This is a genomic window from Alsobacter sp. (assembly GCF_059501845.1).
Window position 1 is genome coordinate 574,292 of sequence record NZ_JCACDK010000018.1, and the last position, 21,063, is coordinate 595,354.

Here is a 21,063-nt window from a genome sequence, read left to right on the forward strand (position 1 = left end):
CGGCGCTCAGCGCGCGCCGGCCTTGTCCTCCTCGATCTCGTCCTCGGCCGCGCCGGTCGCGTCATCCTCCTCGGTGTCGGCGAGAAGGTCGTCCAGCGCATCGGCAATCACGTCGAGCTGGTCGCGCGTTGCGGCGAGTTCGAGCGTTCCGCCGCTCTCGTCCTCGATGTGAAGCGTGAAGCTGTCGCCGCCCTGCTTGGCGGTGAAGCGGGACAGCATTTTGGTCTTGATGTCGGCCATGTTCGATCTCCGTATCGGACGCGGCAACGTCCGGACGGCGCGATCGATCCCGCGAGGAACGAACCTGCACGGCGGGGTTGCATCCGGCTGATGTCCGGAGCTTCGTTTCAGTCCTGTTAACCATGCCGAAAGCCCGGCTGATGCACGCTGTCCGGGGCGGCTGCGGCCGCGACGGACCTGCCGGCTTGGCCAAGCTCACGGCATCACGCATGCGTTGGCTCCTCGCCATCCTCGCCGCGGGGCTCCTCGCGGCGTTCGCGGTGGGCTGCGTGTCGGCGTGGCGCTCTGCCGTGGCGGCCGACGCGCTGACGGACGGGCGCGAGCTGACCGCCATCAAGCGGGCCATCGGCCTCGCCGGGGAGGTCGCCGCGGCGGAAGTGTTCCCACTCGTCAACGGCGACGAGCAGGCCCAGAAGGTGGCGGTCGGGCGCGACCTCCCCTGGCTGCGCTCCGTCTTCGGCTCGGCCGTCTTCCCGCCCGACACCGGCGAACACGCCATCGTGCTCGCCCCGGATGGCAAGCCGCTCTTCCACAGCGGCACCAACGCCCCGCCGACCGTGGAAGAGGCTGCGCCGGTGCTGGACGCCGCCGCGCCGCTGGTGGAACGCGTGCGGCGGGTCTACCGCAACTCCGTGCAGCCCGACCCGGCCGAGCCCGGCCGCTTCATGCTGCAATTGCCGCAGTCGGGGGCGATGGTGCGTGCCATCTACGACCATGACCTCGGCGTGGTCTCCGGCATGCCGGTGCTCCTCACCGTCGTCGCCATCCAGCCCGTCTCGCCGCCGCTGCTGCGTCAGGAAGACCCGACGGTGCTGATCGACGTGCGCGAACTGGTCGGCAACCGGGTGGCGGATCTCGGCCGCACGGCGCAGGTGGACGACCTGCGGATCGTGCCGGTGCCGAGGGGCATTCCGCCCAATCCGGACGGGCGCGTGCTCACCGATGCCGCCGGCCAGCCCGCGGCCGTGGCCATCTGGACCCGGGCCGCCCCCGCCAAGAGGGCGCTCGCCTCGGCTGTGGCGCCCGTGGTGGCGCTGCTCATGCTGGCGGCGATCGGCGGGCTGGCCGGTGCCATCGCGCGGCGCGAGATCGCCGGCCGCCTCGGCCTGCAGGAGGAGGCCGTCCTGCGGGCGGCGCGCCACGACGGTGCGACCGGGCTCGCCAACCGCCTCTGGTTCCGGAGCCGGCTGGAGGCCAACCTGATGGGCGCCACGGCGAAGCCCTTCGGCGTGGTGCTCATCGACATCGACGAACTGCGGCTCGTCAACGACACGCTGGGCCAGCGCGCCGGGGACGCGGTCGCAATCACCATCGCCATGCGGCTCCGGGAGGCGTTTGGCGGCGGATCGGCCCTGCCGGCCCGGCTCGGCGGCGATGAATTCGCGCTGATCACGACACCGGCCGCCACACGCGCCGAACTCGCCGGCCTGCTCGCAACGCTGGTGGCCGCGCTCGGGAAGCCGGTGTCATTCGAGGGACAGTCGATCCCGGTCACGGTGGCGGCGGGGGCGGCATGGTGCCCCGCGGACGGCGCGAGCACCGACCAGATCCTCCGCCACGCCGACATCGCCCTGATGCGGGCCCGCAAGGACGGCCGGGGCAAGGGTGTCGTGTTCGACCCCGTCTCTGCCGACGCCGCGCTCGCCCGCGCGCTCGCCGCCGCCGACACGAGCCTGGCGGCGCTGCGGAAGGTCGCCGCGGCCGGGAAGAAGGACGGCGGCTCCAGGCCGAAGGTCGAGGACGGCGACGACCAGGAGATCCTCGACCTCACCCCGAACAAGGGCGCCGCGGCCTGACGCGGCCGCATGGCGCGGCCGCCACCCGGGCAGGCGACGAGGGCCGCGGGCCGGTGCTATACCTCGGACGGGAAACGCCGACCGCCCGGAGGGCCCGTGAGCGACGACAAGAGGATCCTCGACGCGCTGTTCCAGGCGGCGCTCTCGGTGGCGCTGCCGGACGGGCGCTTCGAGGGCAGGCTGCCCGCCCCGCCGAAGGGCCGCACCATCGTGCTCGGCGCCGGCAAGGCCTCGGCCCGCATGGCGCAGGCCTTCGAGCATGCCTGGAGCGACGCCTGCAGCCGCCCCTGCGAGGGCGTCGTCGTGACGCGCTACGGCCATGGCGCACCGACGCGCTGGGTCGAGGTGGTGGAAGCCTCCCATCCCGTGCCCGACGAAGCCGGCCGCGACGCGGCCCGGCGCATCCTGGAGCTGGCGCAGTCGGCGGGGCCGGACGATCTCGTCGTCGCGCTCGTCTCCGGCGGAGCCTCGGCGCTGCTCACCCTGCCCGCTCCCGGCGTGACGCTGGAGGACAAGCAGGAGATCAACCGCGCGCTGCTGCGCTGCGGCGCCCCCATCGGCGAGATGAACCGCGTGCGCAAGGCGCTCTCGGCCATCAAGGGCGGCCGGCTCGCCGCCGCAGCGCGCCGTGCGACGCTGGTCACCTATCTCATCTCGGACGTGCCGGGAGACGACCCCGGCGTCATCGGCTCCGGGCCCACCATCCCCGAGCCGGGCGATGCAGAGCTCTCCCTTTCCATCCTGCGGCGCTACGGCATTGCGCTACGGCCGGGCCTCGAGGAAGCGATCCGGGACAATGCGATCGACGGCCCGGTGCCGGGCGGTGCCGTGCACATGCTGGCGACGCCGCAGATGGCGCTCGAGGCCGCGGCCCGGGCGGCGCGCGACCTCGGCGTCACGCCGCTGCTGCTGGGCGATGCCATCGAGGGTGAGGCCCGCGAGGTGGCGCGCGTCTTTGCCGGCGTCACGCGGTCGGTCGTCGAGCACGGTCAGCCGCTGCCCCGGCCCTGCGTGCTCTTGTCGGGCGGCGAGACCACCGTGACGCTGAGAGGCCATGGACGGGGCGGACGCAACGCCGAGTTCCTGCTGTCCCTCGCCGTGGCGCTGGGCGGGCTCGCGAACGTCTCGGCCATCGCCTGCGACACCGACGGCATCGACGGCTCGGAGGACAATGCCGGCGCGTGGTTCGACGACCGGCTGGCCGCGCAGGCCCGTGAGGCCGGGATAGACCTCGTCTCCCGCCTCGAGGACAACGATGCCTGGGGAGCCTTTTCCGCGCTCGGCCGTCTGGTGGAGACTGGCCCGACCCTGACCAACGTCAATGATTTCCGCGCCATCCTGATCCGATGAGGAGCCCGCCGTGACCGCCCCGACCGACTCCGCCAGAGGCATCACCATCCCCATCGCCTATGGCCGCGGGCACCTGCCGGTGACGCTGCCCCCCGGCGCGCAGCCGACCGTCATCCGCAAGGCGGTGCTGCCCAAGCTGCCCGATCCGGCGGCGGCGATCCGGGCGGCCTTCGACAACCCCATCGGCTCGGCCCCGCTGGCGGACCTGGCACGCGGCAGGGACAGCGCCTGCATCCTCATCTGCGACATCACGCGGCCAGTGCCGAACCGGCTGTTCCTGCGGCCCATGATCACGACGCTGGTCGAGCAGGGCATCCCGCTCGACAACATCACCGTGCTGGTGGCCACCGGACTGCACCGTCCCAACGAGGGAGAGGAGCTGGCCGAACTGGTGGGCGACCCCTGGGTGCTGGCGGAGGTGCGCGTCGAGAACCATTTCGCCCGCAGCACGGAAGACCACGTCGACCTCGGCCGGACGGCCACGCGGGGCACGCCGGTGAGCATCGACCGGCGTTTCGCCGAGGCCGGGCTGCGCATCGCGACGGGTCTCGTCGAGCCGCACTTCATGGCGGGATGGTCGGGCGGCCGGAAGGTGGTGGCGCCCGGCGTCGCGGGTCACGAGACCATCCGCACCTTCCATTCGGCGCGCTTCATGGAGGATCCGCTCGCGGTCCAGTGCAACCTCGTCGGCAATCCGCTGCACGAGGAGCAGCTGGAGATCATCCGGATGCTGGGCGACGTCTACGCCCTGAACACGGTGATCGACGAGGACCGCGATCTCGTCCACGTCACCTTCGGCGAAATCATCGGCAGCCATCTCGCGGCGGTCGACTTCATCGCTGGCGCGACGCGCATCGAGGTGCCCCGGCGCTTCAGCACGGTCGTCACCTCCTCCGCCGGCTACCCGCTGGACAAGACCTACTACCAGACGGTCAAGGGCATGGTGACGCCGCTCGACATTCTCGAGCCCGGCGGGACCCTCATCATCGCCTCGGAGTGCTCGGAGGGCTTCGGCTCGCCGGAGTTCCGCGAGGCGCAGGCGCGGCTGGTGGAGCTAGGCCCGGAGCGGTTTCTCGCCACGCTCACCGCCAAAACGCTCGCCGAGGTCGACGAGTGGCAGACCGAGATGCAGCTGAAGCCGATGCGGCTCGGCCGCATCGCACTCTACACCACCGGCCTCGACACCGAGGAGCGGCGCATCACGGCAGTGGAGATCATCGACAACATCGACCGGGCCGTGGCCGAGAGCATCGACCGGTCGGGCGACCCGGCCGTCGCATTCATCCCGGAGGGACCCTACGTCGTGCCGGTGCGCGGCTCGGTTGCCTGACGAAATCCCGGTGGCGGCTCTCCACGTCCATCTCGACGCGGTCGGCGGCGTTGCCGGCGACATGCTGGTCGCAGCGCTGCTGGATGCGCGGCCGGACCTGCTGGACCGGGTCGAACGCGACCTATCCCGCGTGCTCCCGGCCGAGGCCGGGCTGCCAAGGCTGGTGGAGGGCTTCAGCGGAGGCCTCAGGGCGCGGCGCTTCCGGCTGGACGGAGAGCCGGCTCCGGCGGGCGCCCATGGCGGGCCGGCGGGCTCCTATAGCGACATGCGCGAGCGCATCGAGCGCGCGGACCTCTCTCCGGGAACGGCAGGCCACGCGCTCGCCATCCTGCGCCTGATCGCCGAGACCGAGGCCGCGCTGCACGGCGTCGCGGTGGAGGAGGTCCATTTCCACGAGATCGCGGACTGGGACTCGCTGGCCGACGTGGTGGCCGTCGGCAGCCTCGCCGCAGCGCTGGGTCCCGCCACCTGGAGCGTCTCGGACCTGCCGCGCGGCGGCGGCCTGGTGAAGACGCAGCACGGCCTGCTGCCGGTGCCGGCGCCGGCGACCGCGGCGCTGCTGGCGGGCTTCCGCTGGCGCGACGATGGCGTGACCGGAGAACGGGTCACCCCGACGGGCGCCGCGGCCCTGCGCCATCTCTGCGGCAGCGAGCCGGCCCGAATCGCGGCGGGTCGTCTTCTCGCAACCGGGACGGGGGCCGGCACGCGGGACCTGCCCGGCCTTCCCAACGTGCTGCGCGCCCTGCTGTTCGAGCAGGAGGTGCATGCGGGCGCCGCCGACAGCGTCGGTGTGATCACATTCGACATCGACGACATGACCGGCGAGGAAATCGCCACCGCCTGCGACCGGCTGCGGGCGCATGCCGGCGTGCTCGATGTCAGCTCCGGCGCACGCATGGGCAAGAAGGGCCGACCGGCCCAGGAGGTTCGCGTGCTCGTCCGGCCCGAGGCGCTGGAGGACGTCATCGCCCGGTGTTTCGTGGAAACGGCGACGATCGGGCTGCGCTGGAGGCTGGAATCGCGCCGTGTGCTGCCCCGGGCGATGTCGGAAGGCACGGGCGGGGTCCGCCTCAAGACGGTCGAGCGCCCGGGCGGCGGCAGGACGGCGAAGGCGGAGAGCGACGATCTCGCCGGCGCAAGCCTTGCTGCAAGGCGCCGCGCCGCTCAGCTGGCCGAGGAGACTGACCGGGCGTCAGATCAGACCGGCTGACTGGTTGTCTCGTCGACTGATGTGATCAGCTTTTTTCTGGAAGGACAGCGGCTGCTCTGAGGAGGGCCTACGTATTCCACCGATCCGGTTCAGGGCATACGTACCTATGATTGCACACAATCCTGCTTCTACTTTATGGTGAGCTTGTGACGAACACAGCTCCGGCTGACGGCAGGTGAATCGATACGATGCGGGAAAATCCTCTCGAAGTATTTCGCAGGCTCGCGCTGTTCTCCGGCGTCTCTGACGAAGTCATTAGCCAGATTGCCATGACCAGCTTGTTCCACAGCTTTCCTGAGGGCGTCGAGCTGATCAGGGCGGGGGACCGGTTTTCCTTCCTCTACGGTCTGGTCAAGGGGAAAGTGGAAGCGAAAGCGGAGCACAATGGTGTCGAGACAATTCTCTACATCGTACGGCCCAGCCACTGCTTCGCGCACTCTTCCGTGCTTCTGGATGAACCGGCCTTCAGCTCCTACGTCACGGTGGAGCGGTCGGACATCCTGATGATCCCGGCCGATTCGATCCGCCATGCCGTGCGCAACGAATCCGGGCTTGCCTATCGCCTGGCCTGCGAGCTCGCCCGCACCACGTCCCTGTCGGCCCGCGAGATCCTGAACCAGAAGCTCCGCTCGGCCGTGGAGCGCCTCGCCATCCGGATCCTGCGCGAGCAGAAGAACGCGCCCGACACCAACGTCGTCGACTTCGGCTTGTCCAAGCGCCAGCTCGCAGCGGCCGTCGGGGCATCGCCGGAGACGCTGTCGCGTGCGCTGAACGTGCTGCGCAGCTCCGGCGTGGACGTGAACGGCAACCGCTTCATCGTGCTCGACCACGACGCGCTGCGCGATCTCGCCCGTCCGGCCCTGCACATGGATGGGCCGATCTGAGGTTTCGGATCCCGCTCGCCTTGGCGACGTTGCCCGATCGGCGGGGACGCCGCTAAGGTCGGCAGCCGCGCTTCCCGGCGCATGGCCGCGAGGAGCCGGATGATCGCCGAAAGACAGGACGCCCAAAGTCCCGAGTTGCCCGCTCCCGAGGTGCTCGCGGCGTCGCTGCGTGCCGTGCTCGCCGGAATGGGCTCCGCCGCCGTCGCCGTCAGCGGTGGCGTGGACAGCATGACCCTGGCGGAGATGGCGCATCGCACGCTGGGCGCTGCCAGCATGATGCTGCACGCATCCTCGCCGGCGGTCCCTGCCGAAGCGACCGAGCGCGTGGTCCGCCACGCCGCCCTCGCCGGCTGGCGGATGCGCGTCATCGACGCCGCGGAGCTCTCAGACCCATCCTACGCCGCGAACCCGGTCAATCGCTGTTTCTTCTGCAAGACCAACCTCTACGCCGCCATCGGGCGGGCGACGGACATGCCGATCGTCTCCGGCGCCAACCTCGATGACCTCGGCGAGTACCGGCCGGGGCTGGACGCCGCCCGCGAGCATGGCGTGCGCCACCCGTTCCTCGAAGCAGACATCGGCAAGGCCGGCGTCCGGGCGCTGGCGCGGCACCTCGGCCTTGCCGAAGTCGCCTCCCTCCCGGCCGCACCCTGCCTGTCGAGCCGCGTGGAAACCGGCATCGCCATCCGGCCACGGCTGCTGGCGGCGATCCATGCAGCCGAGCGGATGGTGGCCCGCGCACTGCCGGAGATCGGCCAGGACAGTGCCGTGAGGTGCCGCCTGCGGCGCGCCGGCGTCGTCGTCGAGCTGGATCCCGCCAGCCTTTCGGCCCTTGGAGAGGATGCGGCACTGGCCGGGCACATCGCCGCGCTCTTCCGCGAGGCGGGCGTGGAGTCCGCCGTGTCCTTCGCGGCCTATCGCAACGGCAGCGCCTTCCTGCGCGAGGGTGTCGCGTGAGCGAGACGGTTCTCGACCATGGCCGCCATGCGCGCATCGGCCTCGACGAGGCCGTCTACTGCGCCGGCAAGACATCCGGACAGATCGATCACATTCTCGATGAAGTCGCGGCGCGCGGCGGCGGCATTTTCCTCACCCGGCTCGATGCGGAGCGCCACGGAGCGCTCGCGCCGGCCCATCGCGCCGCGATGGACTACGACCCCCTGTCCCGCACGGCTCTGTTCGGCCCTTCCCATCCCGCCCGGGCCGGCTCACCCGTCGCCGTCGTCGCAGCCGGCACCTCGGACCTGCCGATGGCGCGCGAGGCTCTCCGGACGCTTGCCTATTACGGCCAGCCGGCGCGCGAGATCGCCGATGTCGGGGTTGCCGGGCTCTGGCGCCTGCTCGACCGTATCGAGGAGATCCGCGCCTGCCCTGTCGTCATCGTGGCGGCCGGCATGGACGCCGCATTGGTCAGCGTCGTCGGCGGTCTGGTGCCGGGACTCGTCGTCGCACTGCCCACCTCCGTCGGCTACGGCGTGGCCGCGGGAGGCCGCCCGGCTCTCGAGGCATCGCTCGCCACCTGCGCGCCGGGGGTCGCCGTCGTCAATGTTGATAACGGATATGGCGCCGCCTGCATTGCGTTACGCGCGCTCCGCTTGTGCACCGCTCCGAGCTGACACGTGTCAAGAATCGCACCAGGAATCCCTTGAACCCTCGGATATTGCTCGCGAAAGCACGAATTCGTACGTGTTGGGGTTGCGGGTGGGCGAAAATATGTCCTTAATCTAGATTGATCAAGTGGCGTAACCGTCTCATGGGGGACGAACCGGCAACGACCGGGAGTTGGCGTTCGGCGTGTCTGCCGGCGCAGGAGGACAAGGCATGACGACCCAGAGATCGCTCTACCGGACCCTTCTGACGGCCGGACTCATCGCCCTTGGAGCACTCGGCGCGACGGTGGCCGTGCTCGGGCTCAATGCCATCGCGACCATCTCCCTGAAGGCCGCCCAGATCACGGAACGGCATCATCTCCCGGCGCTGGAGGCCGTGCTTGCGATGGTCGCGGCATTCGCGGTGCTGCTGTGGCTGGGCCGCGCGGTGACCTCCGCCGGCCGCGAGGACGCCTGAGCCGCAGGCCGGCGACCACCCGACACGGTTGACCCGCAGGGTGCGATCCCGTTTGCTGGGAGCCCGCGCCTGCCGGCGCCGAGCCCCGAGGCCGTCATGCCCATCGTGAACCGGGTCGCAGCCGTCTCCGAAGAGATCGCCGGATGGCGACGGGAGCTGCACGCGCAGCCCGAGCTCGACTACGACGTCCACCTCACCGCCGAATTCGTGCGGCGCAAGCTTCTCGCCTTCGGGTGCGACGAGGTCGTGCCGGGGATCGGCCGCACCGGCGTCGTCGGCGTGATCAAGGGCAAGGGCAGCAGCGACGGCGTCGTCGGCCTGCGCGCCGACATGGACGCGCTGCCCATCAACGAGACGACAGGCAAGCCCTGGGCATCCCGCACCGCCGGCAAGATGCACGCCTGCGGCCATGACGGCCATACCGCCATGCTGCTCGGCGCGGCCCGCCACCTGGCGGAGACGCGCAACTTTTCCGGGACGGCCGTGGTGATCTTCCAGCCGGCCGAGGAGGGCGGCGGCGGCGCCCGCGCCATGCTCGACGACGGCCTCGTGACCCGCTTCGGCATCGGCAAGGTGTTCGGCATGCACAACATGCCGGGCCTGCCCGTGGGCAGCTTTGCCATCCGGCACGGAGCGATCATGGCGGCCGCCGACCGCTTCACCATCGCGGTGGAGGGGCGCGGCGCCCACGCCGCCCTGCCGCATCTCTCGGTCGACACGGTGCTCGTCGCCAGCCAGATCGTGGTGGCGCTGCAGTCCATCGTGGCGCGCAACGTGGATCCGCTGCAGAGCGCGGTGCTGTCGGTGTCGACCTTCCACGCCGGAGACGCCTTCAACGTGCTGCCGCAGACGGCCGAGCTTCGCGGCACCGTGCGGACCCTGCGCAAGGACGTGCAGGCGCTGGTCGAGCGGCGAATGCGCGAGGTGGTGGAGGGCGTCGCCGCGTTGCATGGCGGCACGGCACGGCTCGACTACGCCCACGGCTACCCCGTGACGGTGAACCACGACGCCGAGACCGACATCGCCGCCGCTGTGGCCGGAGACGTGGTAGGGCCGGACCGGGTGATCACCGGCGTCGACCCGATCATGGGCGCAGAGGACTTCTCCTACATGCTGGAAGCGCGGCCGGGAGCGTTCATCTTCGTGGGCAACGGCTCCTCGGCGGGGCTGCACAACCCGAACTACGATTTCGACGACACGGCCATTCCCGTCGGCACCAGCTACTGGGTGCGGCTGGTCGAGACCCTGCAGCCGGCGTGACGAAGGGCGCAGGCGCGCCGGCGCTCGCCAGACGGCGCGTGATCTGGTCTAACGTCGCGCACCCCGCACGCCGTTTCCAGCGCCCATGCACGCCCTTCAGCCCGGCCTCCTCGCCTTCCTCGCCGTCACGGCACTGGCCACGGCGGTCCTGACTGCATCATCACTGCCGCTGCTCATGCCGCTGCTGCGCCGCTATGCGCTGGCGCGCCCCAATGCCCGCTCCAGCCACCGCGTGCCGACACCGCAGGGCGGCGGCATCGCGGTCGTCGGCGCGGTCGTGGTCGCCATCGCCGCGGCACTTGCCTTCGGCTCGGCCATGGGGCCGGGCGAGGCGCGCAGCCTGTCCGTGCTGATGGCGTCCGCCGTGGGTCTCGCCCTGCTGGGCGCGGTGGACGACATCCGGCCCCTGCCGGCGGCGCTGCGCTTCGTGGTGCAGGCTTTCGCGGTGGCGGCGGTGCTGTGGGCGCTGCCGGAAGGGGTGCGGGTGTTCCCTGAGGCATTCCCACTGTGGGCCGAGCGGATCCTGGTGCTCGTCGCGGCGCTCTGGTTCGTCAATCTAACCAACTTCATGGACGGCATCGACTGGATGACGGTGGCGGGCTTCGTGCCCCTGCTCGCGGCGCTGTGCCTGCTGGCCGCGCTCGGCGCCTGCGCCCCCGCCGGGGGTCTCGTCGCCGCGGCGCTGCTGGGAGCACTGGCCGGCTTCGCCCCGCTGAACCGCCCGGTGGCGCGCGTCTTCCTCGGCGACGTCGGCAGTCTTCCGGTGGGGCTGCTCGCGGGCTACGCCATCCTGCGCCTGGCTGCCGAGGGGCATTTCGCAGCCGCCTGCATCCTGCCGCTCTACTATCTCGGCGACGCCACCGTGACGCTGCTGCGTCGTCTCGCCCGGCGCGAACGCGTTTGGGAGGCCCACAGAACCCACTTCTACCAGCGCGCCACGGATCTCGGCCTCACCGTGCCGCAGGTGATTGGACGCGTCTTCGCGGCCAATGCCGTCCTGGCCGTGCTGGCGACCGTCGCGGCCGTCCGTGCCACCACCGCGCCGGTGCTGCTCGCCACCGCCGCCGCGATCGCTGCTCTGGTCGTGCTGCTGGCCGAGTTGTCGAGGCCCCGGCGCAGGACCGCAGGGGACACAGCGGCCGCCGAGAAGCCGCGGTGAGCGGCCCGCTCCGCCGGGTGCTGCTGACGGGTGCGGGAGGCTTTGTCGGCCAGCACCTCGTCCCGGCGCTCGCAGCGGCCGGCTGGACGGTGCGGGCCGTCTCGAGGCGCGCACCGGAGGATCTGCCGCCCGGCGCCGAGCATCGCTCTGCCGGAGACCTGGCGCGGCCCGTCGACTGGGCCCCCTTGCTCGACGGCGTCGATGCCGTCGTGCACGCCGCCGCCATCGCCCACACCACGGGCGTCGAAGACGCACTCTACACGGCCGTCAACACGCGGGCGACCCTCGACCTCGCTGCCGCCGCGAAGGCGCGGTCCGCCCGCTTCGTGTTCCTGAGCTCGGTCCGGGCGCAGTGCGGCCCCGTGTCCGCCGCGGTTCTCACCGAGGAGGACCCGCCCGTTCCCACCGATGCCTATGGCCGCTCCAAGCTGGAGGCCGAGCGCGGTCTGGCACGGCTCGACATGGCGTGGACGGCGCTGCGGCCGGTGGTCGTCTATGGGCCGGGCGTGCGCGGCAATGTCGGCGCGCTGCAACGTCTCGCCGGACTTCCCCTGCCGCTGCCTTTCGGCGGCCTGACGGCCCGGCGCTCGTTCTGCAGCGTATGGAACCTCGCTTCCGCCGTCGCCCTCGCGCTGGAGGGGGGCGTGACGGGGCCGGTGCTCGTCGCGGATCCCGTCCCGTCCAGCCTCGCCGAGCTCGTCGCCGCGATGCGGGCGGCGCAGGGCCGCGGGGCGGGGCTGGTCGGAATTCCCCCGGAACTGCTCGGCAGCCTCGCGCGGCTCGCGGGCCAGGGCAGCGCCTGGGAGAGGCTGGCCGGGCCGATGGAAGTTTCGACGGGAAAGCTCAGCGCCGCAGGGTGGCGACCACCTTCGGCAACGACTCCGGAAGGCGTGCGTCGCTGGCTGGGGCAGCCGCCTCGCGGGTGAGGGCCGGCACCGCGTCGGCGAGGGTGGCCTCGGCGCGGGCCCGGTCGACGCCGTCCACCGCGGCGCGAAGGTCGCGCAGCCAGGCTTCCATGCGGGGGCGGTCGGCAAAGAAGGGCTTGGCAGCCATGACACCGGGCACCTCGGTGTCGGCCGTCGGCTCCTCCTTGCCGAAGAGGATCTCGTGCAGCCGTTCGCCGGGCCTGACGCCGGTGACCTGGATCTCGATGTCGACGCCCGGCTCGAAGCCGGCCAGCCGCACCATGCGCTCGGCCAATTCCATGATGCGGACGGGCTGCCCCATCTTCAGGACGTAGACCGACGGCTTGTCCTGTCCGTCGGCCTCCGGCCGGCGCAGATCGCGGTCGGCGTGCGACGCGGCGGTGAGCACGAGGTCGGCCGCCTCGCGCACCGTCATGAAGAACCGCACCATGTCGGGATGGGTGACGGTGACGGGGCCGCCCAGCGCGATCTGCTGCTTGAACTTGGGCACCACCGAGCCGTTCGAACCCAGCACATTGCCGAAACGCACGGAGATCACGCGCGTCGGACGCCGCCCGGCGCCCTCGGCGTCGAGCGCCTGGGCGTACATCTCGGCCATGCGCTTGGTCGCGCCGAGCATCGAGACGGGCTCGATGGCCTTGTCGGTCGAGATCATCACGGCGGCGCTGGCGCCCGCCTCGACGGCGGCGTCGAGCACGTTGACCGAGCCGAAGACGTTGGTCTTGATCGCCTCGTCCCAGTCCTGCTCGAGATAGGGCACGTGCTTCAGCGCGGCGGCGTGGAAGACGAGGTCGGGCCGGTAGTCCTTCATCACGCGCACCATGCGGGCGCGGTCGCGCACGTCGGCGATGATGCCGGAGACGCGCGTCGAGCCAGCCTGCCGCAGCAGCGTCTCGGTGATCTGGTGCAGGGCCGGCTCGGAATTCTCGATGACGAGGAGGTCGGACGCGCCGAAGGCGGCGACGCGCAGGGCGATCTCGCTGCCGATGGATCCGCCGCCGCCGGTGACGGCGACACGCCTTCCGCGCAGCAGGTTCTCCAGCCGCACCCGGTCGGTCTCCACTGTCGGGCGCAGCAGGAGGTCCTCGATCTCGACGGGAGCCAGCGCGATATCGCCGGTGACGCCCTCCTCCAGCGTCTGGAAGCGCGACAGCGGCACGCCCAGCCGCCGGCAGGCGGCGAGCAGCGTCTCCGGCTCGGCGTCGGGCGCCAGCGCCGAGGGGGCCAGGATCACGCGCTTCACCTTGATGCCGCGCTCCAGCAGGTCGGCGGCGACCTTTTCGAGCTGGGTGGAGCGCCCGAGCAGCGGAACGCCGCGGATGGACTGGCCGAGGTCGCTCTGGCGCGGCGAGAGGATGCCGGCGGCGTGCATGCGCTTCAGCCCGCCGCTCTCCATAGCGCGCAGGATGATCTCGGCTTCCGCGGCGCGCCCGACGATCAGCGCCGGCTGCGTGCCGAGCCGCTGCACCTGGTCGCGCGAGCGGACGTACCGCCCATAGCGATAGGCGACGCGGGGACCGCCGAGGCAGAAGATCTGCAGCATCCAGTAGAGGAGGATGGTGACCTTGCCGATGAACACGCCGGGGTAGAAGCCGGAGGTGGTCAGTACGTAGTCAAAGACGAGCAGCGCCAGGGCGAGGACGGTGCTCGCCTTGACGATGTTGGACAGGTCCGGCAGCGAGGCGAAGCGCCAGCGCGACTTGTAGAGACCGAAGAAGGCGTAGACGATTCCGGCCAGGACCACGAAGGGAAGCACGAGCCGTGGCAGGTCCGGGATGCGCTCCTCGAGCCGCGCGTCCTGGAAACGCAGGAAGAACGCCCCGGTGAGTGCGACAGCGGTGGCCAGCAGATCGTGGACGACGATCGCCAGCTTCTTCCAGTCGGGCAGGCGCGGGGCGAGGCTCATGGACAGAGCCGGGTATCCGCCGCGCCGGGGCGGAAGTCAACCTATGCGAGTACCTGCGATTGCAACGCGCGGAGGACGTTCCGGCGCTTGCGCGCTCAACGCTTGCGCAGGGCGCGAAGCAGGAAGTCGGTCATCGCGTCGAGTTCCGGCTTCAGGTTCTCGGCCGCGCATTCCGCGATCATCTGCGGGTGCGTGAACTTGATCACCGCGGCGTGGACGCAGCGCGCCGCCAGCGCCGGGTCCGGCACGTCGAACTCACCCGTCGCCACGCCGTCGGCGATGATCCCGTACAGCATGCCGTGCAGCCGCTCGACATGCGCGTGCACGATGGACCAGCTCTCCTCGAGCGCCACCGCCACCATCTCGTGCATCTTGCGGTCGCCGATATAGCGCTCGGCGCTCGTCGCGCTGACCGTCTTCAGGAACTCCCTCAACCGGTCGGCGGCGGGCCCGCTCCCCGAGGCGATGGCGCCGGCGGCCGCCTCGACCTCGCCCATCAGCACTTCGGCGACGGCCTCGTTGATGGCCTTCTTGGACTCGAAGAACCGGTAGACGTTCGCCGGGCTCATCCTGAGCGCCTTGGCGATGTCGGCGACGGTCGTCTTCTGGTAGCCGTAGAGGCGGAAATATTCCTCCGCCTGCGCAACGATGCGGGCGCGGGTATCTGTTTCGGGCTTGTCGAGCATGGAATGATTATCTGACGGCTGGCGTCATTCGTCAATCGTCTGGAGCGCTGCAGTTGCCGTGCTCGGCCCGATGACTTTCCATGACAGATTGATGACGGTTTTGCGATGACTGGATCGGGGTCCCCGGCCTAAGTTCCGCCCACGCAGCGGACCGTCCGCCGGCGCGGAGCGGACCGATGCGGCCGGTGCCATGAGCCTCGACGTCTTCCTCGCGGTGCTTGCCGCGGCGGCGCTGCATGCCGGCTGGAACGCCGTGCTGAAGGTGAAGATCGAGCCCTTTCTGGCCATGGCGCTCGTCAACGGCGCGGCGGGCCTGATGGGTCTGGTGCTGCTCGCCGTCACGGGACCGCCCGCCATGGCCTCGTGGGGCTGGCTGGCCGCGTCGACTGCGCTCCACCTCGCCTACTTCCTGTGCCTGACCGAGGCCTACCGCCACGCCGACATGGGCGTGGTGTACCCGATCGCGCGCGGCACCGCGCCGCTGGCGACGGCGCTGGGTTCCCTCGTCCTGCTGCACGAGGGGCTGACGGCGCAAGCGACCGCCGGCATTGCCGTGCTCGGCCTGGGCATCGGCCTCCTCGCTGTCGGCGGCGGTCGCAAGGTCCCGGCCAAGGGAGTGGCCTACGCGCTCGCCACTGCAATGACCATCACCAGCTACACGCTCACCGACGGCCTGGGCGCCCGCGCCTCCGGCAGCCCGCACGCCTATACCGCGGCGCTGTTCGTGCTGGACGGCCTCGCTTTGTGCGGCTTCACCTTCGCCCGGCGCGGCTGGTCGGCCGTGGCTCCGATGCGCAGCGCACTCTGGCCCGGCGTCGCCGGCGGCGCCATGTCGCTGGGCGCCTACTGGATCGCGATCTGGGCCATGACCGTGGCACCCATCCCGCTCGTCGCGGCCGTGCGCGAGACCAGCGTCCTGTGGGCCACCGTGATCGCCGTGGTGATCCTCAAGGAGCCGCTGAAGGCCTACCGGGTCGTGTCCGCCGCACTGATCGTGGCGGGACTGGTGATAATGCGGGTGGGATGATGGCGTCCCTGTTCTCAGGATCACCGCAGCGTTCCGCGCCCTTGCGCCCGCGCTCGCCCGCCCGCACCTTCGCCGTCGCATGGAGGGGACCGGCGCCGTGACAGACCTGCTGCTGACGTTGAACGCCGGCTCGTCCTCGGTGAAGTTCGCGCTGTTCACCGCTGAGGCGTCGCCCGTCCGCCTCGCCGCGGGGCAGGTGGAGAACCTGGCGCGCCAGGCCCGCTTCAAGGCCGCCCGCACCGGCGAGACGGCCGTCGCGGTGGCCATGGAGCCGCAGGGCCCTGCCACGCACGGGCAGGCGGTGGCCGCGATCCTCGCCTGGCTGGAGCAGCAGGACTTCCAGGGCCGTGTGATGGCGGTCGGACACAGGGTCGTGCATGGTGGGCCGCGCTTCGCCGACCCCGCCATCATCGCTCCCGCCGTCATGGAGGCGCTCGCCGCGCTGGTGCCGCTGGCGCCCCTGCACCAGCCGCACAACCTCGCCGCGATCGCAGCGGCACAGGCGCGCTTCCCCGGCGTGCCGCAGATCGCCTGCTTCGACACGGCGTTCCACCGCGGCCAGCCCTTCGTCGCGGACGTGTTCGGCCTGCCGCGCGCGTTCTATGCGGAAGGCGTGCGGCGCTACGGCTTCCACGGCCTCTCCTACGAGTCGATCGTCACGCAGCTGCGAGGCATTGATCCGGCGCTGGCGCAGGGGCGGCTCGTCGTCGCCCATCTCGGCAACGGGGCCTCAGCCTGCGCCATCGCGGCCGGGCGCTCAGTGGCGTCGACCATGGGGTTCACGGCAGTCGACGGACTGCCGATGGGAACGCGCAGCGGCCAGCTCGACCCGGGCGTCCTGCTCTATCTCATGGCCGAGCACCGCATGGACCATGCGGCCCTGACGGACCTGCTCTACAACCGGTCCGGCCTGCTGGGCCTGTCCGATCTGTCGAACGATATGCGCGAGCTCGAGGCGTCGGGCCGGCCCGAGGCGGGCGAGGCCATCGCCTACTTCGCCTACAGGCTGCGCCGCGAGATCGGCTCTCTCGCCGCGGCTCTCGGCGGGCTCGACGGCATCGTCTTCACCGGAGGCATCGGCGAGCACTCGTCGCGGTTGCGCGGCGAGGTGCTGCCGCATCTGCAATGGCTCGGGGTGGAGTACGACGACGACGCGAACAGGAGCGGCACCGGCGTGATTTCCCGCCAGGGCTCGCCCGTCACCGTGCGGGTCGTCGCGACGGACGAGGAGGCGATGATCGCCCGCCACGCGCTGCGGGCCGCCTCCGCTACGGGGTAGGCCAGCTTCAGGTGGCGCCTTCGGTCTTCTCGTCGCCGATGCGGTGCTCGACCGCGCCCGTCAGCCTGTTCCAGCCGGTCCGCACCTGCTGCCCGGCCGACTGGAGGTTGCGGTTCACGACCTCCCAGTTGACCATCCGCGCGTCGCCAGCGGTCGCCGTCGAGTCGGCAACATAGGCCGCTCCCACCGTCAGCAGCACGCCGAACACGATCCCCAGCAGCATACGCATGGCACGTCCCCGCCTTTTCCGCCCGGCACGCGCCGGTGAGGGCAGAACAAACGGGGGCGTCGCGGGTTCCTGCGGCTCTTCTATGTGTGCCCGGGCGGCTGGGCGAAGGCCCAGTCCCAAAGCGATGGGGACGCGCCGCCGCTAGGCCTCGTGGTCGGAGACGACGATGCCGTCCGTCCCGCCCTCGCAGACGGAGACGAGGGCAGCGGCGGCCTTCTGGTGTTCCGGGTGAGGCAGGTAGCCGTCGCGCGCGGCGGCGTCGGTGAAGTCGACGACGAAGCCGTGGTCGTAGCCGCGACCCATGCCCTCGGGGCTGACGTTCCGGCCGATTGTGAACGCCGTGATGCCGGGCACCGTGCGCTTGAGATCGCGCAGGGCGGCGTAGACGGCGTCGAGTTCGGCGGGGGTCACGTCCTTCCGGGCCTTGAACAGGACGACATGGCGGATCATGCGCGAACTCCGATGGTGGGCAGGTCCCGCACGGTCACGTAGCGGGCGGGGGCATCCTCCTCGACCGGGTCGGACGGACCCAGCGGCGGCAGGAAGTAGTTGTCGGTGGCGTCGTCGTTGACCAGCGAGATCTCGCCGGCCAGCGCCGTGCCGCCTTCCGCCCAGAAGGCGTGGGCGACATAGGGGTCAAGCACGAGGCTCTCGCCGGGTTCCAGCACCACGCGCCCGTTCGGCGGCACGCGGATCAGCTCGAGGTCCTTGCGGGCCGTGACGATCTCCCCCGTCGGCGTTCCGTCGCGGCCGACCGCGACGAGCTCGACGACGAAACGGGCTCCGCCCCTGTTGAGAATGTCCTCGGTCTTGACCACGTGGTAGTGGAAGGGCGTCCTCTGCCGGTCGCGGGCAACGATGGCCTTTTCACCGTAGAGGCGCCCCCGCCCTGACGGCAGCTGGTCGACATCGCCCATGCGGCTGGTGAACACCACGATGCCCTCGCGCTCGAAGGCGCCGGGTGCGAACTCCACAACGTTCCAGCCGAGAAACCCGGCACGCATCGCGGCCAGCGCCTCCGGGCGCCCCGAGAGCTCGCGCGGCGTCCAGGCCGCGAAGGGCGGCAGCTCGTAGCCGTGCCGGGCACAGACCTCCCGCGACTCGTCGATGATCCGGTCGATGCTCGAACGCCGCATGGGGCATGCTCCCGCTACGCATGGCGCGCGCGGCGCTTGCGCTTGACTTGGTGTCGGCCTTGCCGGCTTTTCTGCCGCCAGGCCGGCGGCATCCAAGCACGCCGCACCAGACGGCGCAAAGCCCGGCCTGCCCTTGGCTGACCCCGGAGGGGACAACCCGGAGACCCGCATGCCGAGCCTCGTCCTCCCCCGCGCCGATGGCGGCGTCGAGACCTTCACGCTCTCCCCCGCCTCGTCCTTCCCCGCGACGCATGCGGGCGGCTTCCCGCGCACCGTCTATGCGGCCGCCCACGTGGTGGCCGACCCCCGCCGCCAGGCCGAGCCATGGCGGGTGCCGGCCGTCGACTGGGACGCCACCCTCGCCTTCCGCCACCATCTCTGGGGGCTGGGTTTCGCCATCGCCGAGGCCATGGACACCTCCCAGCGCGGCATGGGGCTCGACTGGTCCGGCGCGAAGGACCTGATCCGCAAGTCCACCGCCGCCGCCCGCGACGTGCCGGGCGCCGACCTCGCCTGCGGCGCCGGCACGGACCAGCTCGACCCCGCCGCCGCCCGCGGCGTCGACGACGTCATCCGCGCCTATGAGGAGCAGATGGAATATGTCGAGAGCTGCGGCGGCCGCATCATTCTGATGGCCAGCCGGGCGCTCTGCCGGGTGGCAAAATCCCGCGACGACTACCTCGCCGTCTATGGCCGCCTGATCACGCAGGCGAAGGACAAGGTGATCCTGCACTGGCTCGGCGAGATGTTCGACCCGCAGCTCGCCGGCTACTGGGGCTCGAGCGACGTCGACCAGGCCATGGCCACCGTTCTGTCGCTCATCGAACGGCACGCCGGGCGTATCGACGGCATCAAGATCTCGCTGCTGGAGCAGGCGCATGAGGAGCGCATGCGCAAGCTGCTGCCGCATGGCGTCAAGATGTACACCGGCGACGACTTCAACTACGCGGCGCTGATCGCCGGGGACGGGCAGAACATCTCACACGGCCTGCTCGGCATTTTCGACCCCATCGCCCCGGCCGCGGCTGCGGCCTTCGACCGGCTGGCTGCCGGCGATCTCGACGGCTACCACGCCATCCTGGCGCCGACCGTGCCGCTGTCGCGCAAGATCTTCGAGGCACCGACGCAGTACTACAAGTCCGGGGTGGTCTTCATGGCCTGGCTGAACGGGTTCCAGGACCATTTCCGCATGCTGGGCGGCATGGAATCGGCGCGCGGCGTCATGCACTACGCCGACGTGTTCCGCCTCGCCGATGCCTCCGGCCTGCTGCGCGACCCCGACCTCGCCGCCACCCGTATGAAGGCCCTGATGGCGGTGAACGGCGTCTCCTGAGACCGGAACCGCTCCGCCGCGCCGACGTTCGCCTGACCCTGCGGGGCTCTGAGCGAGAGACGGAGGCGCGAATGGGTTTTTACTTGATCAGCCCGCTCTTCACGAGCGGGCAGCCGATGCCGGTGCGGTTCACGCGTGACGGCGAGAACATCTCGCCGCCGCTGGAATGGCACGGCGCGCCCGAGGGCACCCGCAGTTTCGCGCTGGTGATGGACGACGCCGTCACAGGCCAGTGGCACTGGGGCGTCTACGACCTCACCACGGCCAGCCTGCCCGAAGGCTCGGGAGCCGAGGGCGGCCCACTGCGCCAGGCGGTCAACGATTTCGGGCGCGCCGCCTATGACGGCCCGGCGCCCCCGCCCGAGGAAACCTACCATCCCTTCCGGTTCCGCCTGGCGGCGCTGGGCTGTGCGCGGCTGAATGTGCCGGAGGGGCTGCGGGTCAGCGAGTTGCGCGACGCGCTCTTGGCCAACCTCATCGAGGAGGTGGAGTTCGTGCCGCTCTACACGCGGATCGACCCGGGAGTTCTCGTGCACGGCTGATCCCGGGCGGCCGGTTCGTGCACGGTTGACCCGCTTGCGGCGGGGCTGTCGCGCGCCGCCGCGCCGCCCTAGAATGGGCTCATGCCGTCCCGCCGCACAGGCCGCCGCTCCGGCGGCTCCGTTCCCCCGGTCGTCTTCGACGAGGTTTTCGCGCTGGTCCTGTCGCTGCCCGGCCGCAAGCCGGCCTCCGGGCAGGCCCGGCGTCTCGAGACGCTGTTCCGCGAGCTCGCCAGCGAGGATCCGCCGCGCGACCCGGAGGAGATCTCCGACCTCATCTGGGCGCACTGGATCGCGCACCGCGACCGCGACGCGAGCGGCGCCATGGCGGCCGCCATCGAGGCGATGGGGCTCGGCGAGTTCGACCTCGCCCGCCCCATTCTCGACCGGCTGGTGGAGAGCGAGCCGCGCTGGTCGGAGGCGTGGAACAAGCGCGCCACCCTCTCCTTCATCGAGAAGCGCGACGCCGACGCGCTCGCCGACATCGCCCGCACGCTGATGCTGGAGCCGCGCCATTTCGGCGCCGTCTCCGGCTTCGGCCAGATCTGCGTCCGGCAGGGCCGCCTCACCGAGGCGCGGGCGGCGTTCCAGGTGGCGCTCGCCATCAACCCCTGGCTCGACGGAGTGAGCGAGGCCATCGACCAGCTCGAGCGCGTCACCCGCAGCCGCCTGCACTGAGGCGGTGCGTGTCATCCCTGGCCGGAGC

The 21,063-nt window shown here is 71.1% G+C and carries 22 protein-coding genes; 16 read left to right on the forward strand and 6 right to left on the reverse strand.

Annotated elements, in window-relative coordinates; genetic code table 11:
* Positions 1–6: 6 nt before the first annotated feature.
* The gene (locus AC5JCN_RS17615) at positions 7–240 is read right to left on the reverse strand and encodes a hypothetical protein (RefSeq protein WP_495756389.1); all 234 of its coding nucleotides are present in this window, start codon (positions 238–240) and stop codon (positions 7–9) included.
* 185 nt (positions 241–425) lie between these two features.
* Here AC5JCN_RS17615 and AC5JCN_RS17620 point away from each other — a divergent pair, with 185 nt between their 5' ends.
* The 11 genes from AC5JCN_RS17620 (at position 426) to AC5JCN_RS17670 (ending at position 12,222) form a co-directional block, all read left to right on the forward strand.
* Entirely contained in the window at positions 426–2,036 is a 1,611-nt protein-coding gene (locus AC5JCN_RS17620) for a diguanylate cyclase domain-containing protein (RefSeq protein WP_495756390.1), read from the forward strand.
* A 96-nt stretch (positions 2,037–2,132) separates the two neighbouring features.
* Complete coding sequence (locus AC5JCN_RS17625) at positions 2,133–3,386, forward strand: glycerate kinase type-2 family protein (protein ID WP_495756391.1); 1,254 nt, start codon at positions 2,133–2,135, stop codon at positions 3,384–3,386.
* A 10-nt stretch (positions 3,387–3,396) separates the two neighbouring features.
* Entirely contained in the window at positions 3,397–4,716 is a 1,320-nt protein-coding gene (locus tag AC5JCN_RS17630) for a nickel-dependent lactate racemase family protein (protein WP_495756392.1), read from the forward strand.
* 10 nt (positions 4,717–4,726) lie between these two features.
* Positions 4,727–5,926 (forward strand): nickel pincer cofactor biosynthesis protein LarC, encoded by a 1,200-nt coding sequence (gene larC, locus AC5JCN_RS17635; RefSeq protein ID WP_495756393.1) that lies wholly within the window; start codon positions 4,727–4,729, stop codon positions 5,924–5,926.
* Between the two features lie 269 nt (positions 5,927–6,195).
* Entirely contained in the window at positions 6,196–6,810 is a 615-nt protein-coding gene (locus AC5JCN_RS17640) for a helix-turn-helix domain-containing protein (RefSeq protein ID WP_495756394.1), read from the forward strand.
* A gap of 99 nt (positions 6,811–6,909) precedes the next feature.
* Positions 6,910–7,767: an ATP-dependent sacrificial sulfur transferase LarE gene (larE, locus tag AC5JCN_RS17645; protein WP_495756395.1), complete on the forward strand. Its 858-nt coding sequence runs from the start codon at positions 6,910–6,912 to the stop codon at positions 7,765–7,767.
* Positions 7,764–8,426 carry a nickel pincer cofactor biosynthesis protein LarB gene (gene larB / locus AC5JCN_RS17650; protein WP_495756396.1) on the forward strand — a complete coding sequence of 221 codons (663 nt, stop codon included), beginning with the start codon at positions 7,764–7,766 and terminating at the stop codon, positions 8,424–8,426. Before larE ends, larB begins: the two co-directional genes overlap by 4 nt.
* 205 nt (positions 8,427–8,631) lie before the next feature.
* Positions 8,632–8,877, forward strand: a complete 246-nt coding sequence (locus AC5JCN_RS17655) for a hypothetical protein (RefSeq protein WP_495756397.1) — start codon at positions 8,632–8,634, stop codon at positions 8,875–8,877.
* A 96-nt stretch (positions 8,878–8,973) separates the two neighbouring features.
* Positions 8,974–10,137 (forward strand): M20 aminoacylase family protein, encoded by a 1,164-nt coding sequence (locus tag AC5JCN_RS17660; protein WP_495756398.1) that lies wholly within the window; start codon positions 8,974–8,976, stop codon positions 10,135–10,137.
* Positions 10,138–10,222: 85 nt separating this feature from the next.
* Positions 10,223–11,296, forward strand: coding sequence for an MraY family glycosyltransferase (locus AC5JCN_RS17665; RefSeq protein ID WP_495756399.1), 1,074 nt, complete (start codon positions 10,223–10,225; stop codon positions 11,294–11,296).
* On the forward strand, positions 11,293–12,222 hold the full coding sequence (locus AC5JCN_RS17670; protein WP_495756400.1) for an NAD-dependent epimerase/dehydratase family protein: 930 nt from the start codon (positions 11,293–11,295) through the stop codon (positions 12,220–12,222). Before AC5JCN_RS17665 ends, AC5JCN_RS17670 begins: the two co-directional genes overlap by 4 nt.
* Here AC5JCN_RS17670 and AC5JCN_RS17675 read toward each other — a convergent pair.
* Positions 12,140–14,128, reverse strand: coding sequence for an SDR family NAD(P)-dependent oxidoreductase (locus tag AC5JCN_RS17675; protein WP_495756401.1), 1,989 nt, complete (start codon positions 14,126–14,128; stop codon positions 12,140–12,142). The genes AC5JCN_RS17670 and AC5JCN_RS17675 overlap by 83 nt on opposite strands.
* Positions 14,129–14,223: 95 nt before the next feature.
* Positions 14,224–14,814: a TetR/AcrR family transcriptional regulator gene (locus AC5JCN_RS17680; protein ID WP_495756402.1), complete on the reverse strand. Its 591-nt coding sequence runs from the start codon at positions 14,812–14,814 to the stop codon at positions 14,224–14,226.
* Positions 14,815–15,004: 190 nt separating this feature from the next.
* Between AC5JCN_RS17680 and AC5JCN_RS17685 the strand changes: the two genes are divergently transcribed.
* On the forward strand, positions 15,005–15,841 hold the full coding sequence (locus AC5JCN_RS17685; protein WP_495756403.1) for an EamA family transporter: 837 nt from the start codon (positions 15,005–15,007) through the stop codon (positions 15,839–15,841).
* Positions 15,842–15,938: 97 nt separating this feature from the next.
* Positions 15,939–17,120: an acetate/propionate family kinase gene (locus tag AC5JCN_RS17690; protein ID WP_495756404.1), complete on the forward strand. Its 1,182-nt coding sequence runs from the start codon at positions 15,939–15,941 to the stop codon at positions 17,118–17,120.
* Between the two features lie 7 nt (positions 17,121–17,127).
* Here AC5JCN_RS17690 and AC5JCN_RS17695 read toward each other — a convergent pair whose 3' ends face one another.
* From AC5JCN_RS17695 to AC5JCN_RS17705, 3 genes are all read right to left on the reverse strand, one after another.
* A complete protein-coding gene (locus tag AC5JCN_RS17695) occupies positions 17,128–17,349 on the reverse strand; it encodes a hypothetical protein (protein ID WP_495756405.1) in 222 nt (73 codons plus the stop codon).
* 141 nt (positions 17,350–17,490) lie between these two features.
* Positions 17,491–17,799: a Dabb family protein gene (locus tag AC5JCN_RS17700; RefSeq protein ID WP_495756406.1), complete on the reverse strand. Its 309-nt coding sequence runs from the start codon at positions 17,797–17,799 to the stop codon at positions 17,491–17,493.
* A complete protein-coding gene (locus tag AC5JCN_RS17705; protein ID WP_495756407.1) occupies positions 17,796–18,485 on the reverse strand; it encodes a D-lyxose/D-mannose family sugar isomerase in 690 nt (229 codons plus the stop codon). Before AC5JCN_RS17705 ends, AC5JCN_RS17700 begins: the two co-directional genes overlap by 4 nt.
* Positions 18,486–18,654: 169 nt before the next feature.
* On the opposite strand from AC5JCN_RS17705, the gene AC5JCN_RS17710 reads away from it, so the two are divergent.
* From AC5JCN_RS17710 to AC5JCN_RS17720, 3 genes are all read left to right on the forward strand, one after another.
* Positions 18,655–19,818, forward strand: a complete 1,164-nt coding sequence (locus AC5JCN_RS17710; RefSeq protein ID WP_495756408.1) for a dihydrodipicolinate synthase family protein — start codon at positions 18,655–18,657, stop codon at positions 19,816–19,818.
* 71 nt (positions 19,819–19,889) lie between these two features.
* Entirely contained in the window at positions 19,890–20,360 is a 471-nt protein-coding gene (locus tag AC5JCN_RS17715) for a YbhB/YbcL family Raf kinase inhibitor-like protein (RefSeq protein WP_495756409.1), read from the forward strand.
* A gap of 81 nt (positions 20,361–20,441) precedes the next feature.
* On the forward strand, positions 20,442–21,035 hold the full coding sequence (locus AC5JCN_RS17720; protein ID WP_495756410.1) for a tetratricopeptide repeat protein: 594 nt from the start codon (positions 20,442–20,444) through the stop codon (positions 21,033–21,035).
* Positions 21,036–21,063: the final 28 nt, after the last annotated feature.

What these genes read in the sequence shown, in the direction of transcription:
- AC5JCN_RS17615 (WP_495756389.1), bottom strand. Translation starts at nt 240, where the DNA reads ATGGCCGACATCAAGACCAAAATGCTGTCCCGCTTCACCGCCAAGCAG.
- AC5JCN_RS17640 (WP_495756394.1), top strand. Translation starts at nt 6,196, where the DNA reads ATGACCAGCTTGTTCCACAGCTTTCCTGAGGGCGTCGAGCTGATCAGG.
- larE (WP_495756395.1), top strand. Translation starts at nt 6,910, where the DNA reads ATGATCGCCGAAAGACAGGACGCCCAAAGTCCCGAGTTGCCCGCTCCC.
- AC5JCN_RS17655 (WP_495756397.1), top strand. Translation starts at nt 8,632, where the DNA reads ATGACGACCCAGAGATCGCTCTACCGGACCCTTCTGACGGCCGGACTC.
- AC5JCN_RS17660 (WP_495756398.1), top strand. Translation starts at nt 8,974, where the DNA reads ATGCCCATCGTGAACCGGGTCGCAGCCGTCTCCGAAGAGATCGCCGGA.
- AC5JCN_RS17665 (WP_495756399.1), top strand. Translation starts at nt 10,223, where the DNA reads ATGCACGCCCTTCAGCCCGGCCTCCTCGCCTTCCTCGCCGTCACGGCA.
- AC5JCN_RS17675 (WP_495756401.1), bottom strand. Translation starts at nt 14,128, where the DNA reads ATGAGCCTCGCCCCGCGCCTGCCCGACTGGAAGAAGCTGGCGATCGTC.
- AC5JCN_RS17680 (WP_495756402.1), bottom strand. Translation starts at nt 14,814, where the DNA reads ATGCTCGACAAGCCCGAAACAGATACCCGCGCCCGCATCGTTGCGCAG.
- AC5JCN_RS17685 (WP_495756403.1), top strand. Translation starts at nt 15,005, where the DNA reads ATGAGCCTCGACGTCTTCCTCGCGGTGCTTGCCGCGGCGGCGCTGCAT.
- AC5JCN_RS17695 (WP_495756405.1), bottom strand. Translation starts at nt 17,349, where the DNA reads ATGCGTATGCTGCTGGGGATCGTGTTCGGCGTGCTGCTGACGGTGGGA.
- AC5JCN_RS17700 (WP_495756406.1), bottom strand. Translation starts at nt 17,799, where the DNA reads ATGATCCGCCATGTCGTCCTGTTCAAGGCCCGGAAGGACGTGACCCCC.
- AC5JCN_RS17705 (WP_495756407.1), bottom strand. Translation starts at nt 18,485, where the DNA reads ATGCGGCGTTCGAGCATCGACCGGATCATCGACGAGTCGCGGGAGGTC.
- AC5JCN_RS17710 (WP_495756408.1), top strand. Translation starts at nt 18,655, where the DNA reads ATGCCGAGCCTCGTCCTCCCCCGCGCCGATGGCGGCGTCGAGACCTTC.
- AC5JCN_RS17715 (WP_495756409.1), top strand. Translation starts at nt 19,890, where the DNA reads ATGGGTTTTTACTTGATCAGCCCGCTCTTCACGAGCGGGCAGCCGATG.
- AC5JCN_RS17720 (WP_495756410.1), top strand. Translation starts at nt 20,442, where the DNA reads ATGCCGTCCCGCCGCACAGGCCGCCGCTCCGGCGGCTCCGTTCCCCCG.